Consider the following 20,465-nt stretch of genomic DNA (forward strand, 5'->3'; position numbering starts at 1 on the left):
TTTTGTCCTGATAATATTCTTACCTGGTTTTAATTATTTAGTGAATGTATTTATTTGAAGCACGCTTACTGAATATGGATCGAAGGTCCTTGTAAACTTAGCCCCGGCCACTTTTATTTTGGAGGTAACCGGAACTATTTTTACCGGATCGCTGATCGTGTTCGTATCTTCGGGTTTATCACCTTTTATTACCACTATAATACCCTCGGGAGAAAGCTTTCCGGCCCCCTTCAGATCAATATCAACCTGCTGCGGCTTTCCTGTTACATTTACTACCTTAAGAAACAGTTTTCCAGTTTTGGTGTCCCGGGTAGCTACATAAAACATGGCTGGGATAGGTGCGGGCATGTTGTTCGCCGCGCTGTCCTGTTTGGTGGCAGGCCGCGTTTGGGTAGGGATATTGGTGCCCGCTACAGGCACCACTTTATTGCCGATATAGCTGTTAAACATTACTTGTACATAGTACGAGGGCGAACCAAAACTTGTCAATGCATCATAACCTATCAGGTTTGATTCCCATTGCCATGCTTTCGGCACGGTTGCAGTGGCCTTGTTTACATTTGCAAATAATGGCGCGTAGCATGAGCGGATAACGAGGTCCGAATTTCGTTCCATACCTGTCATCCAGGCGGCATCACCGAGGGCAGCATTCAAATTGGTGGTGGGCATGCCTTCCGTTGTTGCCCATTCACCTACAAACACTTTATATCCATTGCGGTCGTAGTTATCATAATGTGCCGCGTCCTCTTCCATCCCCCAGGCATTGCGGTAATAATGTTCATCTACAATTTCGGGCTTGCGGATGGTTAATTTACCCCTGGTCCCAAGCCAGTCTTTACCGCCGATGGTTGCGATACAGTGAAGATCCGGGTATCTGGCTTTAATGCCATCATAAAACTGGGCAAAACGTCCGTCGTAACTGCCAGACTCGTCAAACCCGTCTTCGTTACCAATCTCCACATAGCTGAGTTTAAAAGGTGCCGGGTGCCCATCTGCCGCACGCTTGGCGCCCCAGTACGTGTGTACGTCGCCCGTTACATATTCAATTTCATCAAGCGCATCGTCTACATATGGCTTTAAAAGCGGACCGGCATCCACATGGTCGCCGTCGAGTGAATAGCCGGCATAAACGGCAAGCAGCGGCTCCATTTTCAGGTCTTCGCACCATTCTAAAAATTCAAGTAAGCCCATCCCGTCGGTAGGGTGATAGCCCCATGAGCCGGTATGGCCGGGCCGCCCTTCAAGCGGGCCCAAAGTAGTTTTCCATGGAAACGCGTCGTTCAATTTCGGGCCTTCAAGGAAATTACCGCCGGGGAAACGTAAAAAACGGGGTTTCATATCAGCCAACATCTTCATCAGATCCACCCTGTTGCCATTCGCGTGGTTATTGTATGTGGGTGGAAATAAAGAAACCAGGTTAAAATAATAAACCCCGGTGCGGTTTGTCGAAATCACAAAACGGGCATCCGTGGTGGGTGCAATGCCGGCCGCCGTAGTTAACTTCAATTCGTATTTTTTCCAAAAGGTGCTTTTTACCAGATTAATGGTCCCCGAAGCATAGACCGTTTTACCGTCATTGCTTTCTATACTTACAGTTATTGGCCCGGCCGTGTTATCAGCAATTACAGGAACAGTAATTTTAGGCTTGGGCTCCCAGGGGCGAGGGGGAAATGGCTTGCTGTCCGTGCCCTTCATATAAAAAGAAGCGCTATAAGTTGTATTAGGCAAAACAGGTATGCCCCAATAACCTTCATTTGCAATGCCGGCCCGGCCACCACCGGTATCCACCATGAGTTTTAAACAGGTAGTTAACGCGCCATTAATTGCCTGGCGCTGCTGATCGGCGGGTACATTGCCGGGGTTTGCGGCAACTAATTGAATGGTGGCCTTCGCACCACCTTCCCTGATTACGCTCCATGCTTCCGGCGTATTTGGGTTGTCCTTAAATATCCTGTTTTTGATTAGCTCGGCATACAAACCGCCATCGTACGAATGGTTGATCTCTTCGGTCATCAACCCATACAGTTGCGGACTTACATTTGCACCAGACTTAGTTAAATCAAGCGTCAGCTTAGGGTTTTGCGCTTTCAAGCTTGTTGCAGTGAACAGGAACAGGCACAAAATTGAAATAGGTAATAACTTTTTCATCATGAAATTTAATATTATTTATTGTGTTTTTTACACTTATTTGCAAGACCAACGGGTCATTCCCATTGAAATTATTTCTGAGTTTATCGGTATTAGGAAGTCCAGTTGACTGATTTTCCTTAGACTTCACAACCCTTCTGAAATGACTTTATTTAACTAAAATTTTCACTTTCTGAATGATGTTACGGGACGAATTACCTAATTGAAGGATGTATTCACCGGCTTCTGCATTCCATCCTTTTTTTGTTTCGTCATAAAAAGCCAGATCGCCAACCTTTATATCCAGTTCGACGGTTTTAGTTTCACCGGGCTTTAAAAATATCTTTTTAAAACCTTTAAGTTCCTTTTCAGGACGCAGAACCGAACTAACCGGATCGCTTATATATAATTGCACAACTTCGGCCCCATAACGGTTGCCTGTATTTTTGATAGTAAATTTTGCGTGGATGGTTTCATTTTTTCCGTAGGTTTTTTTATCAGCCGAAAAATGGCTGATGGAAAAATCAGTATAAGAGAGCCCATAACCAAAAGGAAACTGCGGTTGAATTTTCCTGGTGTCGTACCAGCGGTATCCAACCAGTATGCCTTCTTTATATTCAGCTGTCATGTCTTTACCCGGGTAAGTATTTAAAGTGAAAGCAGGAGAATCATTTAACGATACAGGAAATGTAAATGGTAATTTGCCCGATGGGTTTACAACACCTTTTAATACATCGGCCAGTGCATTACCGGCTTCTGAACCGTTAAACCACGACCAAACAACCGCCTGGTTGTTTTTTTTGATTTCATTCAGATCGTAAGGAGCACCCGCCATGATTACGATAATAGTATTGGGGTTGGCTGCGGTAACCGCGTTAACCAACGCCTGCTCCCCAAAAGGCAGTTCCAGGCTTTTACGGTCATGAGCTTCACTTTCATATTCACGATTGGAACCGATACATAAAATGGCAACATCGCTGGTTTTAGCAAGTGCTACCGCCTCGTCAATCAGCTTTTGATCGGGTTGGTCGTAGCCACTATTCTGCTTATCAGTATTACTGGCCAGGTAGTTTGCTTTATAGCCCTGGGCAAAGCTGATACTCGCTGTTTTACCGAACCTTGATTTTATACCTGCTAACGCGGTAACCTCATATTTAGCTTTTACACCGGCACCATACCCGCCCAAAGCAAATGTGCGGATGGCATTATCGCCAATGACAGCAATGCTTTTAATGTTACCTGCTTTTAAAGGCAACAAATGGTTGTCGTTTTTTAGCAAAACGATGGACTCCGAGGCAATAGCATAGGCGGCTTTGGCATGCGCCGGTGTAGCGATAGATCCTTTAGGATGGTTGGTACTCATGGAGGTGTGGTACATCATCCACAAAATCCTGCGTACTTTATCGTCAATCGTTTTTACCGGAACCTGGCCTTCCTTAACAGCTTTTAGTAAGGGTTGGGCAAAATACCACTGATCATACGGTCCGCTTGATCCCATCTCAATATCCAGCCCGTTGTTGGCCGCAGCAACGGTATGGTGCGTCCCCGACCAATCTGACATGACCACTCCTTTAAAGCCCCACTCATTTTTCAGCACTTTATTTAATAAGAAATCATTCTCGGAACACCAATAGCCGTTCAGCTTATTGTAGGCCGACATAATGGTATAGGCATTACCCTGCTGTATGGCTGCTTTAAATGCCGGGAAATAAATTTCGCGCAATGCTCTTTCATCAACTATCGTGTTTACGCTATCGCGGTTAAGTTCCTGGTTATTGGCGGCAAAATGTTTTATACAGGCTGCTACATGCTGGCTTTGAATACCTTTTACTGATTGAACAGCCAACAGGCTGTTTAAATAAGGATCTTCCGAATAATATTCATAGGTACGGCCGCAAAGCGGCATCCTGCAAATATTGAATGCCGGTGCAAGCATTACAATCTTTTTACGGGCATTCGCTTCTTCGCCTATAACTACGCCATAGCGGTTGGCCATTAGGGGGTTCCAGGTGGCCGCTATTGCCGAGCCATTTGGCAAAAACGTGGCAGAATCGGTTGTCCAGTTAGCCGAAGCCCAATCAAAACGCTTTATTTCCTCGCGTACACCTAAGGGGCCGTCATCGCACGTAAGCTCGGGGATACCTAAGCGGCTTACGCCAGCGGAAGAAAACAGCGCGTTGCCGTGAAGCATGTCTATTTTTTCTTCCAGCGTCATTTTGCTGACGATGCTGGTGATCTTCGCTTTAAGCGCAACCTCACTTTTATTTTGTGCCGAGACTCCGCCGGCCACGAAAAATGCCATAAAACAGGCAATGGTATATTTCATAAAATGTTATTTCTTTTCTTCTTGTCGGTGCTGTTTATTTGGTTGCGGCAAGCGCTGGCCCATATCCAGATAGCGTGTAGTTGAAATCTTATTTTGGAAGGTAACGTAACCCATAATGTTCTAAACATTTTTGAGTGAGCTTCTTAATAAGAACCAGGCCCTCGTTACACATTTTTTTCGATTCAGGCGTCAAGATGGGGTTACTGACGATAGTAACGTGCTCCTTAAGCAAAATACCAATTGTATCAAAATTCTCTATCAAAGCTTTAATTTCACTTTCATCTAATTCCGGCGCTTTTGAAATCATTTGATTTTCCATATTCTCTATTTTTTAACCAGATATCATTTGCCGCGGCAATTGTCATACGTCCAAATAGATCACTGTTGATTTCCTTCAGTTCACTTTAAAATTTTCAACTGTCCGCTCCTTATCGGCATGATCCCGATGTTGAAAACAGAATTGTTATAGTTTAAAAAATGCCGGGACCTCTCAGTAAAGGCCCCAGGCATCCACTTATAAACAACTAAACTCTCTCTTATTTAATTTTCACGACTTCTGATCTTTTTATCGTGAAACGCAGCGTATTTTTAAAACCCCGCCCCTCTTTTCAGCGGCGCCTGGCCTGCAGGCAATTGTATCGCTTTAAATACGTTGCCCGCCTTGAAGTATTCATTAACCCAATCAATGGAAGTAAAAATTCTGTGATCCTCATGGCTCACAGAATTTTTTAAAGTTTAACTTACCAGAAAACGGTACTGTCTAATCTCTTCACAGTACCATTATTCCAGAAAAAGCTTTAATTCAACATTAATTTTTACTTATATCCTTCCTTAAGGGCATCATACATGCGCTGGTCCTTTATCACATTGTTTTTTCTGTCTAACATAAAACCTATCTCCCACCAGAATGGTAAAAGACCATTCGCTCTCATAGTTTTAGTCGAAAAAGTTGTCCAGTAATCCACCGACTTGTTGTGCATATCCTGATCCTTAGGAGTAGGCTTACCGAGGCCAGGACTCCGCCTCCATACTGCATATTCACCCAGTATCACAGGGATACCACTATCAACAAACTTTTTCATCTTTCCGTATTCGGTAATCATCTGACTCTCTTCTCCAGAGGTAGCGTTACGCTCCGGCTCAATAGTAGAGTGATTTCCGGCTCCCCAGTAATAAATCATTTTGCCCCAACTTACATCGCCATCGATTACTAAAGTAAATGTAGCAGGCGAGTAGCTATGTACCTCAAGCATCATACGATTAGGTGTCGGGTCGTGAGGCAGAGTAGTCATCAGATCAGAAGTTAAGTAACTGTCAGTGTGAGGCCCCTGCACAACCAGCACCCGGTTACTGTTTCTGCCCCCGGTAGAGCGAACTGCCTTGATGAATGTTTCATGATAACCATTAAGTATGGCCATCTGCCCGGCATTGTCAGCCGCAGGTTCATTTGCGCCGGCAAAAATAAGGTGCTCATCAAAATCACGCATAGTTGTAGCAATCTGCTCCCAAATTGCCTTTTGCATTGCATTAACGGAATCTTTCTTTATGGCATTGACATTATTTTCCAGCCAGCCACTATCCCCGTGAGCATTCAGTATCACATACACATCATTAGCCACACACCATCCAACCACTTCTTTCACCCGTGCAAGCCATGCAGGATCAATTTTTGCCTTGCTTCGGTCACTTAAATGGCTCCAAACCCAGTTACAGGGAAGCCGTACAGAATTGAAGCCTAAACTTTTTATATATTTTATATACGATTCGGTAACTTTACTATTCACCCAGTCGGCTTCGTTTGGCGATTCCATGGTATTGCCAATGTTTATTCCCATTCCTGTACGCATTTTTGCAGCCAGTTGCACGGCATTACTGCTCATTCCGGTCATGTCTGGCGCTATGGGCGATGTATTATAACCTGGGTATAAGGTGGGGGCCTGAGAAACTATCAGCCTTCTTGCCTGGCCGTTGGAACAATTTATGAATAAAACACCAGAGCGGCTTGCCCCTGTGCCATTTTGCGATAATGTTGTTAAATGAATTACAGTGCTGCCGCTTTTGCCAGTTGTTGTACTTAATTGCAGCCACGAATAAGCAGGATTGCTGATGCTCCAATCGGCATTAGCTGAAACGGATATGTCTTCGGCTCCCCCTTCACCCGTAAAAGTTATGGTGGGTACACTAACTGTTAGTTGCGGGTCCGGATTCTTCGTTTTTTTACAGGAGAATAAAGATATAACTGTAATAAGCGATATCAATATTGTAAAACAATACTTAATTTTCATTTTATTTTAATTTTAATTAGTTAAAAAGCCCCACGACGATATGCTGCCGTGGGGCTGTAGGCTATTTGATTTTCACACACCTAATATTGTCAATAGCTGCATAAACACCAGTTGCAGTTGGCGAAGAATCGAAATTTTTAAGAGTCATATTATAACTACTCGCACCAGTGGGCCCTAATAATTGGCTTATTTGAGTAATTGATTCACCATCCCCTAATTCTTTAACTTTTAATCTGAAGTCAGATAAAGGAATAGTTACGGTTTGCCAACCTTTCGTTATAAAAGCTTTGGTAACATTTGAACCTGGAATTTTCCATGGCTCATAACGCGCAACATAACTGTCACCTGCAAATTCAGTTCTTATATAAAGCGTACCTCCATTCCATGGGTGGGCCACACTTATTTCAAATTGAAGGGCCCAGTGTGAAGGAGGATCTGTAAGATTTGCCACAGGTACCCAGTGATTACCCGTATTAGAATTACCCAATGGGGCGTACTTACTTGCACCGCCATCTAAAACAGGAGAATCAAAATATATATACATAGTATTATTTGTTCCCATCGAACCATTAAAATCGGCCACAGGGCCAAAAGCCATTTTTTCATCTCCCCACCAGGCATAACCAAAATTATCACCCCACTCAAAATTTGCTAAAAGACCATCAGTAACGCCATTTTGAGTATTTACTTTATAAGGAGTAGAAATCGTTCCATAACTGGTAACAATAGTCACTGGTCCACTGGAGTAGCTGTTCGAAGCTGGGGCCGGAAACTTAACATAAGCGCCATGTGGACTTTCTGTGAAATTTGTAATAGTAGCACCGCCAAAAGAAATTGACTGGATAGTCTTAAGGTAAGTACCATAAACATAAACCGAATCACCAGCGTTGGCATTACCGTTGGAAATGCCACTAATGATTGGCTTCGCATTTATGGTATCCCGGGCAGTACCGGATTTAGTGGTTACTACGATAAACTTGTCGGATGTTGTTGCCGGCATCAGAAAACCAAGGGAGGTACCATCGGCATTCGAGTTAAATTTTGGAATTTTGGTTCCGCCATATGAAAACTGCTGAACCAATACTAAATTGGAACCGTACAGATAAACCGAATCGCCGGGGGCGGCAAACACATCGGATACAGCACTAACGGTTGGCGCCGGCGGCCCCAATTTAAAAGCGAACGTTGCTGAACCTGCTCCTGTAACATATTTTACCGTATACAGTTTGGCAGTATCAATTTTTGAAAACTCTATATTAGGGATTTTCACCACAGCACTGCCAGGGGCAAATAAAGCTGTGTTAAAAGAGGCGGGAACCCCATCAAAATAAATTTGAGTTGCATTTTGCAAATTCTGCCCGGTTATTACCACCCATTGACCTTTTGCTACGGCGCTATTTAAAACCGTATCATTAGGTGAGGCCACATAACTTTTAATAGCCGCGATAACCGGAGGAGCACTGCTGCCGCCATCTGCATTCTTTTTACAAGCTGGTGATAAAGCCACTACCATGAATAAAAGCGGCAAAAAACACAAGCTTAGGTATGATTTCTTTTTCATAACAATTTATTTAAAATGTTTTAATTAATAATATGGTACCGGCGGTTGTGCCAATTTAGGGTCGGTGGTTACCTCAGATGACGGAACCGGCAACGTAAATGAATTGACAGTTGCCGGAAGCGTAATTGGAGTGGCAGTAGTATCCCTTGTAGCTTTTTTCGTTGTAGGGTCATAAGTAAACGAAATCCGGCCGTGAGTGGCATCCTGGTTATTAAGAAACTGCACAGCATTAGACGGATCATAATAAGAATACCTCACGAGGTCTATCCAATATTGTCCTTCAAAAGCAAGTTCAACCCTTCTCTCCGTACGCAGTAAAGCCGGGGTTATCGCAGTCACTTTATCCACGCCGGCCCTTGTCCGCACAGCATTGAAATAGGTTATTGCATCACCATCGCTCGTAGTGCTATTATTACCCAAAATAGCTTCGGCATATACCAGATACACATCGGCCAACCTGAGGATTGCATTATGTTCGGGAGATGACCATCCATCCATTGTTGGCGAATTGTTGTCTTTATCGTTGCCAATAATGTGTTTTTTAAGGCCGGTACCTGTTGCTTTATAGCCACCGGCGGCAGCATTCAATTCGGGGTAAAAATCTCCGTTGAGCATAATAGTGGCTTTGCGCCTTACCGTATCCTTAGCCGAATACATCCGGTATAAATCATAGGTTGGTTGTAAGGCTTGCCATCCACCTTGTTTTTGTGGAAGTATCTCCGCGCTTGGCGAAAAATAAAGTTGTATAGCATTGCCACCTCCATAACCTACACCTCCGGCCCATTGAAGCGCAAACAATGATTCAGGGTTATCGTTGTTTTGCGCCTTGAAAAGGTCATAATAACTGGGTAGCAAATTTAAATTGCTTTTTTTACACACATTGCCCGCATACTTTTTAGCACTGTCAAGCAAGGCCTGGTCACGGCTGCCGCTTTTGCCTACACCTGCCATCGTCAAATATACTTTACCCAGCATGCCTTGCGCCGACCAAGTAGTTACCCGGCCTTTTTCGTCTGTTTTTGGAAGGTTTTGCGCTGCGAAGGTTAAGTCTTTAGCAACGAATTTATATACATCGGAAACGATATTGCGAGGAAGCAGCGGATCTTTTATCAGTTTACTGTTATCTTCAATAATTGGCACTGCACCCCAATACACCGCCAAATGATAATAAGCCACGGCACGAATAAATTTTGCCTCACCTATGGCCGCATTTTTGTCTGCCGCCGAAATGGACGGATCAGCCTGGGTCTGTATGGCGTTGATAACGCCATTACATTGCGCTATAACATTGTACAACCCAACCCAGCCATTTGTCACCAAACCATTTTGCGCGGTAATAGTGCGTGTAAAAAGCTGTACTAAATCGTTACTATACTGAAAGCTGCCGGTGCCGCTCAATACGTCGCCAAGCGGTATCAAGGCGCCATTGTTCCATTGAAACCACATCGAACCGCCGTAAAGGCTCGCCGTAGCCAGGCGTAAATCGGAGGTGGTTTTGTAAAAATTAAGAGAACTTATCTGCGAGTTGGACGGACGGTCCAAAAAACTCTTTTTACATCCGGCTACTGCTGCCGCACATAGCAGGATGATGATAATTTTGTGAATTGATTTCATAAACATATATTTTTAATCGGTGATCGTTTTATTATTTCAAGGTTATGTTTGCACCAATGGTAAACACTCTTGGCTGCGGATAATAACCGCTGTCCCAACCTGCCTGAAGCGGGTTCCACGAACCAATTTCAGGATCCATACCTTTATATTTTGTAATGATAAATGCATTGGATACGTTGGCATATACCCTGACAGACCGCACAGATATTTTGGATAAAAGACTTTCTGACAACCGGTAACCCAAGGTGATATTTTTGCACCGCAGGAATGAACCATCCTCGATAAACAAACTATTAGGACGGTTATTACTGTTGGTATTGTCATTTCTCACGCCTACAATTGTTGTATTTGGGTTGGTAACATATACATTGTTAACATCGGATGAAGAACCGGCAGGATCTACCATAGCCAGTTTTGCATAATTTAATACCGATGTAAAATAGGTAGTATGATTTTGAGGGTCGGATTGCTGTATAGCCATTTGATTGAACACCTTGTTGCCATAACTGCCGCTAAAGAAAATATTCAGATCAAAATTTCTGTAGTTAAATGTATTACTGATGCCGTACTGGAATTTAGGGATTGGGGAACCCAAAAAGGTTTGGTCCCTGGAGTCGATAATACCGTCGCCATTCAAATCCTTGAACATACGGTCGCCGTACCAGATACCCCCGCCCGCCGGAGAAACCGGGTAAGGGTTACCATTTGCGTCGGCAGGCCGGGCATGGTTTAGAAGATCAGATGGCTTTGCAAAAATCCCGTCAAATACATAGCCATAAAATTCGCCAATTGGCTGGCCCACCGTCGTTTTTTCAATGATATCGTTAATTACATATGATTTCTGGCTTAGGTTAGCATCAGTTCCGCCCGCACCTAAGTAGGTCACTTTATTGTTATTTCGCGATATGGTAAAAGAGGTTTTCCAAGTGAAATTTTTAGAAGTAATATTGGTAGAATTGATTTGGAAATCAACCCCTTTGTTGGTTAGCGAGCCGACATTGGCAAAAGGCGCCTGCATGGATCCCGGCCCCCAACCCGCTACAGTACCGGAGTATGCCGGAAGCGGCACCTGTAACAAAAGGTCTTTTGTTTCGCGGTCGTAAACGTCTAATGAAAAACCTAACCGCCCATTCCAAAACGATCCGTCGATACCGGCATTGTAGTAATCAGTTTTTTCCCACTTCACAGACGGATTTGACAAATTGTTTTGAAACTGCGCCGTACCTGATAAGCCGTTTGAAACCGATGCAAGTTGGGTTACGTAAGTATTGCCCGGTATGCCCTGATTGTTGGTTAGCCCATAACCAATCCTCAGCTTCAATTCATTTATAGATTTTACACCTTTTAAAAACACCTCGTTATTAATTTTCCAGGCAAAGCCGCCCGAATAGGTAGTACCCCAACGATTGTTGGTGGGAAAATTTGAAGAACCATCGTCCCGTATATTCCCGGTGAGCAGATATCTGTCATCCCATGAAAAATTGATACGGCCGAACCAGGATTCCCGTGCAGCGCCGCCGGTGGGGTTTGATTGTGAATTATCGCCGGAGTTTCTGGCCGTGCTGGCATCCCCCGCATTAATGGCCTGTACATTGTTTGAAGGAAAATTCCTTCGATCACCGCTAACATTTTCAAAAGTGTTCTCCTGCGATTCGTGCCCTGCTAAAGCATCAATGTGGAATTTTTTGAAGTTATGGTTATAAGTTAAAAAATTGCGTATTACAATATAAAAATTTTGGCCGGCGGCAGAGGAACCGAAGTTAGGGCTCGGAGTACCTTTACCAAAACTATAAGTTGGCGAAAACCTGTCTTCCGTATTAAAATCGAAATTACCGGATAGTTCATTTCGCAGCGACAGGTCTTTGGTAAGTTGTATTTCGGCATACACGTTGCCAAATATCTGGTTCCTCCTTTTTTGGTCTTTTATGATTTTAGCCAATGCCACCGGGTTGGCAACAGGTTGTACCCAACCGTTGGGGTCGGTAACACCACCAAAGGAACCATCACCGTTTGTTACCGGAACATCGGGGGTAATGCTTAGCGCGGTGCCGATTACATTGCTGGCGGTTGAATTTACATTTTCATTAATATGCGCCAATTGAAGGCTGGTCCCTATTTTTAGCCAATCAGTGGTTTTGTTATCTAAATTAAGCCTTAGGGAGTATCTTTTAAAATTAGATCCAAGGGCTATCCCGTCCTGGTTAAAATACGAGGTTGATAGTAAATATTGGGTCCTGGCATCCCCACCGTTTATAGTAATTGTGTGGTTCATCATCGGGGCCTTCCGGAATAATTCTTTTTGCCAGTCGGTACCAGGGCCTAAATATTGAGGATTGGCAAATTCGGGCCTGTTATCAAAGCCCCAGGCAACGGACCGGGCGTTAATAAAAGTTGCAAATTGTTGCAAATTTACTGTAGGGAGCCGCTTTAGTATTTCCTGGTAACCAGTATAGAAATCATAACTTATCTGCGGCGGTCCGGCTTTGCCCCTTTTTGTGGTAACAACAACTACACCATTGGTTGCCTGCGAACCGTATATTGCTGTTGCCGAAGCATCTTTCAATACGTCTACTGATTCAATTTCGGCGGGATTGATGGCATTTAACGGATTTGAACCGTTACCGGGGTCACCCACCGGTGGAACAACAATACCATCTATTACGTACAGTGGCGAATTGGAGCCGGTTATTGACGACACGCCACGTATTTGAATAGATACCCCGCCACCAGGCTGCCCCGACACTTGTTGAACGACAACCCCTGCAACTTTACCCTGCAGGGCCTGGTCAAAAGTAGTTGGCTGCGTTTGGCGCAAACTGACTCCTGATATTGAACTGATAGAGCCTGTTACATCTGGCCTCCGCGCTTTAGCATAACCAATAACGACTACCTCGTTCAAATTACTGGACGTTGAATTGAGCGTGACGTTAATTGCGCCGGCCTGCTTAATAGTTATTTCCCGTGGCGAATAACCTAAAAAGTTAAAAACAAGCACTTTGCCCGGTTCAGCGGCTATATTATAGCTGCCATCAATGCTGGACACGGTGCCCAGGCCTGTCCCTTTAATTTTAATACTAACTCCAGGTATTGGCGCACCATCGTCGGAACTTGTAATTTTCCCCGTAATGCTTACGGTTTGTGCATGGGCAGATATATAAAGAAATATGCCCGCGATAATTAATGAGATTTGGTATTTCACTCTCTTTTGTAAATTTTTATCCATCTTTTAAAAGGATTTTAAGGTTTGATAATTGGTACATTGTTTTTTGGTTAGTGCTTAATTGGTTTCTCTCTCATTCATAATTTATTTTGTTATCGCATTTTAGATAGCCCAAAAACAACCTTCGAAAACTACTTTACAGTTAGTTTCGTTACATGGAACGGCTGCCCGAACACTCAGTTAAAAAACTTCAGGTGCAGTCAGACGCATGTTTACTAATTCAAAAAAAGTTAACTGTTGGTCCTATTGGTTATTGGTGGAACATTGTTCAAAAGCAACGTGTTTAAATACATTACCTTGAGCTGATATTCCGGGGGATGAAACTATGATTGTTAGAAAGAAAGGGCTACCGAATTTGATAATGAATACAGCCCCAAATGTTAACCACATTATAAAACACTCAAAATCAATGCGTTAATTAATTTAAACTACTTCACGTTCATATTTTACTTTATTTTTTTGCAAAATATTGACTTCAATGACAACAATCGGGGAGTAATTGGCAAGGCAAACGCATCAAAATAGGTAATGGAATAAGCTTATGGCCTCGGGAAAATATAAGCATCAAAGGACAGCTTGTTTTTATTGGCAGATCGTGGTTAAATGATCCAGCTACCGAAGGGCATGTATTGGCCAACAACGGGCACAAATATTTGGATGCGCTTAAATTGCGTGATAAGTTTAATGTTAATCATGTTGAAATATAAGATATTGAATATCAAATATTTATGAATTTTTTTCTGAAATATGTTAAGTTATGTTAACCCAATTAGATGCGTTTGCCCTGGACAATAATTGGTTAAATTTAATTAACTGTTCTTTTCTTCCAGTTTTTGTTGGCGAATTGAACTGACATAGGCAGAGGGTGGGATGTTATACTCATCCTTAAATGCTTTTGTAAAATATTTGGGCGAATTAAAGCCAACTTCGTAGCCAATCTGGCTGATTGTCATTTGGCTGGTCTCCAGCAAATACACCGCTTTTTTAAGTCTTATAGAACGGATAAAGTCAACAGGCGACTTACCCGTAAGCATTAAAACTTTTTTATAAAGTGATACCCGGCTCATATTCATCTTGCTGCTTAATTCCATTACCGAAAGGTTTTCGTTTACTATATTCGATTCTATATAGTCAACAATACACCTTAGCAGTTTTTCATCTTCATTTTCTAAGGGAGTTTCCTGCAATTGCACATCCATCTGCTTTTTGTATGTGCGTTTATAGGTATCCCGAAGGGTTAAGATATTTTTGATTTTTGAAAGCAATATTTCAAAATTAAATGGTTTTGTCATGTAATCATTAGCACCAATTTCCAGGCCTTTTATCTGGTCTTCGTCACCCGTTAACGCGGTTAACAGTACAACGGGAATGTGCGAGGTACGTTTGTCATTCTTTAGCTTTTTGCATAACTCAATTCCTGTCATCTCGGGCATGCTGATATCACTTACAATAATATCCGGGTGTTGCGATAACGCCTTTTGCCAGCCTTCCCTCCCGTTTGAAGCTTCGATTAAAAAAAACACATCCTTTAAATTGTCTTTCAGGTAAAAACGAAAGTCATCGTTATCCTCCACTAAAAGAACTACATGCCTTTTATGTGATAGCAGCTGTTTGACGATAGTTTTACCCTCATTATGAGTAATTTCGTCTGCGCTATCGTAATCAATGTCATTGTCTGTTGGCAGGTCCATATCCCGACCGTTATAGATAACAAACGGCAGTTTAATGATAAAACAACTTCCGTGATCGGGCTCACTCTCAACAGTTATTTCACCTCCGTGCATCTTCACAAACTCATGCGTAATTGCAAGGCCGATGCCGCTGCCCTGGTTAATCATGGACTCGGGAATATCATGTTGAAAAAAACGTTCGAAAATTTTACCTTGTTTTTCACGCGGAATACCAATACCGGTATCAATCACCTTAATTTCAAGGGGGGCATCACCAGTTTCGCTATCTACATTAAGCAAGACGCTTACCTGGCCACCGGGCAGTGTAAATTTAAAGGCATTTGATAGTAGGTTAAACAATATCCTTTCTATCTTATCATGGTCAAAATCAGTAAACAACGAATCAATCGTGGTATCAAAAATAAAATTAATCTCTTTTTGTTCGGCTATATCAGTAAATGAAAGGTATATCTCGTTGATGAACTTCACCATATCCCCCGGCTTGCTATGTAGTTTCAACTCCTGAACTTCCATCTTCCTAAAATCAAGCAACTGGTTTACCATGTTCAACAATCGCCGGGCGTTTTTTCCTATCATGCCCAGCTGTTGTTTCTGTTCCAGATCGGCACGGGTAAGCATTTTTTCGACCGGTGCCATAATCAGCGAAATCGGTGTCCTGAACTCGTGGCTTACGTTGGTCAAAAATTTAGTTTTCAGCTGATCAAGATCCTGCATTCGCTTAATCTCCTGGCGCTCCTGTTCAATTATCAATTTTGCTTCCTGTTTTTCTTTCTCTGCTATAAATTTTTCTTTCTCTGCTATGAATTGTCTCCTTATTTTTTGTATTCCGCGCCGGCGTATAAAAAAGAGAGTCCCGGTTATCATCAACAGGTAAATAACATAAGCTAAAGTAGATTTCCAGAAAGGGGGCAATACCTTAATTTTTAATTTTATATAGCTGGGTTTCCATTTTCCCTCCTGGCCAATAGCCCGTACCTTAAAAGTATAATCGCCTCCGTCAAGGTTAGTATAGGTAGCTTTCCGGGTAGCATTATTTGCAGTAAGCCATCCTTTATCAAAACCTTCCATCATATACTGATGCGTTATTTTATTGGGGTTAAAGAAATTTAAGGCGGCAAATTCAATGGTGAACACATTTTCGCTGTGGTTCAGCGTTATCTCCTGTGTGGCCGAAATGGCTTTAGATAATACGACATGGCCGTCCACTTCTTCATTGGCTGCTATACTTTTGTTGTATAGCAGAAAATCAGTGAAAATTAATTTAGGCTCATCGATATTCGGATGTATGCTCTGCGGGTCGAAAATATTGAAGCCGTGCGAGCCACCAAATACCAATTCCCCTTTACTGGTTTTTAAAGCTGCATTTACAGTGAACTCTCTGCCCTGCAGGCCATCTGTTTCATCAAAGCTTTCAAATTGAAACTTATAGGTGCCATTGCCAGGTGTCAATGTTATCCGGCCCAGCCCTTTTGACGTACTTAGCCACATGGCCCCCCTGTTATCTTCCAATACATTCAAAACCTGGTTGTCGGGCAATCCTTCTTTTTTCGTCAGCGAGGTAAAACGGTTTGTTTCAGGGTTTAATATGCTCAGTCCGTCCCTTGTCGCTATCCACATCAGGCCGCGGCTGTCCTGCATGATACTATTGATGTCATCGCCGGTCAAACTGTTAGGGTCGTTGTTCTTTTTATTATAATGGATAACGCCACGTCCATTTTTTAATATTTTATCTATGCCCGAATACCCTCCTACCCAGAGATTTCCTTTGGTATCTTCAAAGAGTGCGGATATATAAGGCGCCCTGATATCCGTTTGCTTAAAAGGAGATGAAAATATTTGTTTGTCCCTGTCAAATATTTGCAAACCTGCCGCAAAAGTACCTATCCATAACCTGTTTGATGAATCTTCCAGAATATTCCACACCCGGTCATCGGCAATACTCGTAGGCACCTTGTCGTTATGTTTGTAGTGTATAAATTTCTTTCCGTCAAAATGGTCCAGCCCGCCAAAATAGGTACCTATCCATAGCTGCTGTTCGTGGTCGATACATAAACTTACAATAATGTCACTGCTGAGGCTGTTCGGGTTTCCCGGATCATGTTTATACTGCGTAAACTTGCCTGTTTTGCGGTCAAAATAAATTAAACCGCCCCCATTGGTACCAATCCATAAATTACCGTTTTTATCCCCGGCAAATTTATTAACGTCTTCAAACTTAAGACTCGCGGGGTCTGAGGCAAAGTGCCTATATAACGGGAACCTGATAATATTTTTATGATAATAACTTATCCCCTCTCTGAGCGTACGGGCCCACATAATGCCTGTTTTATCTTTGTAAAGCGATACCGTGTTCTGTCCCAACGATTTTGCGTCATCTTCCCTGCTTAGTAAATAAGTAATTTTTCCACTTTTTTTATCCAATAAATTTATCCCCCCATGATCAGTGGAGATCCACATAAGGCCGTCGTCGGCCTGAATAATATTTGTGACGTTGTTCGATGTAAGCGGAGTTTCTGCTGATTCTTTTGTGATGTACCGAAACCGTCCGGTACTGCGGCTGTAATAATAAACGCCGGAATCCATATTGGGGTTAAACACCCAGAGATCGCCCTCACTATCAATAGTTATCGAATAGTCCCTACCCCTGTTATTGGTAGCTTTTTTAAAAATATCGGTACGGTAAGTAATTGCATTACGTTTAATGTCAAATAACTCTACTACGCCGTCGTCATAAGCAAGCCACAAATTGCCGCTTGCGTCCTGCACCATATCTGTAACAGAACTTGAATATAATGATGGGCTGGAATTATGGTGATGATAATAACGCGTGGCAGTTTTTTTCAGTTCATTATACCTGTAAAGGCCTGAATCAGGACACAAAAACCAGAAGTCGCCTTTCCCGTTGTGAAGTATTTTGGAAACGAACGGATACCCCGGAAGTTTGCAAGCATGGAGCACTGACGATACGTCATTGTTAAACTGCTCCGTTTCGGGGTCATAAAAGGAATATCCAGCCGGGGTTGTTATCCATAACTTTTTGCCGGGCCCTTCAAAAATATTGTTTATAAAATCGTCATTAATGGAGTTTTTATTATTTGCATCGTGCTTAAATACTTTAAAAGTATAACCGTCATAACGGTTAAGGCCCGAAGCCGTGCCGAACCACATGAAACCTTTGGGATCTTTAAATATGCAATTAACCTTGTTGTGAGATAGCCCGTTGCTTATATTTAGCCGCGAAAACTGGTACTGGCTGTTTTGCGCAAAATTGTTGGTGTAAGCAAAAAACAATGCTGAAACGACAATATAAAGTTTTAAACGCATTAAAATTTAGTTGAGATCTTCGGGATCGTGAACCTGGCCCTTAGCAAGCCGGTACACTAAGATAATATAAAAGTAGGATTAATTCGTAATTAAAGAGATAAAAGTGTCGGTCCTTATCTGATCTATCGTGTAATTCTGGCCGGATAAGTCCGGGATACAAAATCTGGATGCCAAAGCCGCGTGTTGCTTACCATACTTGATGGTGTTATCGATCTTGGTCAGCATCTTAATCGATCTCGATAACTACTTTACCAATGTAACCACCACGCTCAGCATATTCATAAGCTTCTTTGTACTGCGCAAATGGAAATACTTTGTTCACTTCAATCTCCAGCCCATTTTTCACGGCACTTAGCAGAACATCGGTGTATTTAGTAGACGGGCTGGAAAGGATGACCACATGCTTTTTGGCGGTAAATAGATTGGTGAAAAGCGATACGGGAATTTCAACTGGCTTAGGTGTAGGATTCAGAAAAATGGCTTTAGGCTTCATGATCTGTTTAGCCGTTTTGTAACCCATTTTGCCTGATAAGTCGATAACTACGTCATAAGTGGCTTTCTGAGAAAGCACATTTTCTTTTTTGTAATCTTTCACGGCGTTTGCGCCCCATTTTTTTGCATATGCTGCTCCCCGGCTGCCAGTCGTCGCGGTTATGTTTGCGCCCCGTTGTTTTAATAATTGCAGTAAGAACATACCAAACCCTCCGGTAGCGCCGTTGACCAAAATGCTGGTTTGTGAACTGATATTACCCATTTTTTCTAATGCGGTAACGGCGGCAGTTCCAACCACCGGAATGGAGGCGGCCTGGGCAAAGCTGATGTTAGCGGGCTTTTTCCATACAAGTGAAGCTGTTACGGCAACATACTCAGCTGATACACCTTCTTTCATCATGTTTTTTACTACCCCAAAAACTTCATCGCCTTTTTTTAGGCCGATGACTGCAGATCCAAATTCTTCAACGATACCGGAGAAATCCGTGCCGGTGTGCTTTGGAAATTTTGAACCGGACATCAAGGTCATTTCGCCTTTTCTGATCTTCCAATCCATTGGATTGATAGAAAATGCTTTTACTTTGACCAGTACCTGATCTGCTTTTATAATAGGCTTTGGTTGTTCTACAGTTTGCAACACATCCGCGGTTCCAAACTTTTGATACACTATTGCTTTCATGATATTATTTTTAATTATTTAAAATGATATCACAAAGTTGCGAACAGCCAGATCAGTAAACTTGTATCAAATCACTGTTGTTGGAAATGCCTGCGGCACCTCCAAGTGAGGGTGCCACAGATAACAATCGAGTATTGGCAAATTAAGACTAATAAATTTCGATCAGGTCACTATTGTGCTTCAAAGCTTTAGGCGGCATGCCAAACATCTCATACATATACTTATTGAATTGAGGTAAATCGTAAAAGCCGGTATCATAAGCGATCTCGGTAAGGCTTCTTTCTTTGTCAGAAAGCGTAAGATAGATAGCCTGGCGCAACCTTGTCCATAATAAATACTTAGATAGGCTACTGCCAGTTTGTTGTTTAAAGAGTGACGCTAAACGCGAGGGCGAAAGAAAAACGATATCGGCAAATGTTTGGGGCGTGATGTTTTGCTCGTAATAGTTGGATTTGATATGGTCCACTATTTTGGCAACTCTTTCATCATAGGCCGTAGCCGGTAATTTGGCGAGTAACGCATCAACTATTTGGCTAATTGCTAAACTGTCTTTGGGCGTCTGAAAAAAAGCATTGGTTTCAGATGGTGAATCAAAGACAATATATTCCTCATTTTCTTTAAATCTGCTGGCCAGTTCTAAACCAATATTCGAGTAAGGTTCTATATTTAAAACATTCAATGTTCCTTTTTCTGCTACGCAAAAATGGGGGACATGCGGTTTGATCAAAAAACCGTGAATACGCTCATAAAGTATTCCGCTAACGGTCGAATTGAAGGGCGTGTCGTTTGACAAGACGATCTGATAGGCCGAATGATGGTGAATCTCTACCGTGAGGTTTCGGGCTTTAAGGGCAAGTATAAAAGGATTCATAGATACAATATGGTATGATTTCCCGTAAATATACTATCCTTTGTTAGATCAATGCTCGTTAGTTAAGCGAACTTCTACATCCTAAAGGTGATAAATTGGCTTCGATCTTGAATAGTTTAAAGAACCCTGACTGTGCTCAAATAGGTATTACCCCCGAATTCTCAAGCACAATCAGAAAGGGACCTGCCCATCAAAATTCTTAAAGTACTTTAAGAGTATTTGTTAAGATACCTTATTGGTTGCTTTATAAAGATCAGCCGAGATTTGTTCCTAAA

The 20,465-nt window shown here is 42.5% G+C and carries 10 protein-coding genes; all 10 read right to left on the reverse strand.

Annotation, left to right across the window (positions count from 1 at the left end):
• Window positions 1–33: 33 nt before the first annotated feature.
• The 10 genes from AC1RM2_RS09615 to AC1RM2_RS09660 all read right to left on the reverse strand — a co-directional run bounded on the left by AC1RM2_RS09615 (window position 34) and on the right by AC1RM2_RS09660 (window position 20,190).
• Entirely contained in the window at window positions 34–2,151 is a 2,118-nt protein-coding gene (locus tag AC1RM2_RS09615) for an alpha-L-arabinofuranosidase family protein (RefSeq protein ID WP_492984890.1), read from the reverse strand.
• A gap of 145 nt (window positions 2,152–2,296) precedes the next feature.
• Entirely contained in the window at window positions 2,297–4,453 is a 2,157-nt protein-coding gene (locus AC1RM2_RS09620; RefSeq protein WP_492984891.1) for a glycoside hydrolase family 3 C-terminal domain-containing protein, read from the reverse strand.
• An 88-nt stretch (window positions 4,454–4,541) separates the two neighbouring features.
• Window positions 4,542–4,772, reverse strand: a complete 231-nt coding sequence (locus AC1RM2_RS09625; protein ID WP_492984892.1) for a hypothetical protein — start codon at window positions 4,770–4,772, stop codon at window positions 4,542–4,544.
• Between the two features lie 496 nt (window positions 4,773–5,268).
• The gene (locus tag AC1RM2_RS09630) at window positions 5,269–6,738 is read right to left on the reverse strand and encodes a cellulase family glycosylhydrolase (RefSeq protein WP_492984893.1); all 1,470 of its coding nucleotides are present in this window, start codon (window positions 6,736–6,738) and stop codon (window positions 5,269–5,271) included.
• 61 nt (window positions 6,739–6,799) lie between these two features.
• Complete coding sequence (locus tag AC1RM2_RS09635; protein ID WP_492984894.1) at window positions 6,800–8,299, reverse strand: glycan-binding surface protein; 1,500 nt, start codon at window positions 8,297–8,299, stop codon at window positions 6,800–6,802.
• A 24-nt stretch (window positions 8,300–8,323) separates the two neighbouring features.
• Complete coding sequence (locus AC1RM2_RS09640) at window positions 8,324–9,913, reverse strand: RagB/SusD family nutrient uptake outer membrane protein (RefSeq protein ID WP_492984895.1); 1,590 nt, start codon at window positions 9,911–9,913, stop codon at window positions 8,324–8,326.
• A gap of 31 nt (window positions 9,914–9,944) precedes the next feature.
• Complete coding sequence (locus AC1RM2_RS09645) at window positions 9,945–13,136, reverse strand: SusC/RagA family TonB-linked outer membrane protein (RefSeq protein WP_492984896.1); 3,192 nt, start codon at window positions 13,134–13,136, stop codon at window positions 9,945–9,947.
• Window positions 13,137–13,942: 806 nt separating this feature from the next.
• Window positions 13,943–18,148, reverse strand: coding sequence for a hybrid sensor histidine kinase/response regulator transcription factor (locus AC1RM2_RS09650; RefSeq protein WP_492984897.1), 4,206 nt, complete (start codon window positions 18,146–18,148; stop codon window positions 13,943–13,945).
• A gap of 226 nt (window positions 18,149–18,374) precedes the next feature.
• Window positions 18,375–19,319 (reverse strand): NADP-dependent oxidoreductase, encoded by a 945-nt coding sequence (locus AC1RM2_RS09655; protein WP_492984898.1) that lies wholly within the window; start codon window positions 19,317–19,319, stop codon window positions 18,375–18,377.
• Between the two features lie 148 nt (window positions 19,320–19,467).
• Window positions 19,468–20,190: a helix-turn-helix domain-containing protein gene (locus AC1RM2_RS09660; RefSeq protein ID WP_492984899.1), complete on the reverse strand. Its 723-nt coding sequence runs from the start codon at window positions 20,188–20,190 to the stop codon at window positions 19,468–19,470.
• Window positions 20,191–20,465 lie beyond the last annotated feature (275 nt).

The organism is Mucilaginibacter sp. GW822-FHT03E02 (genome assembly GCF_058801545.1).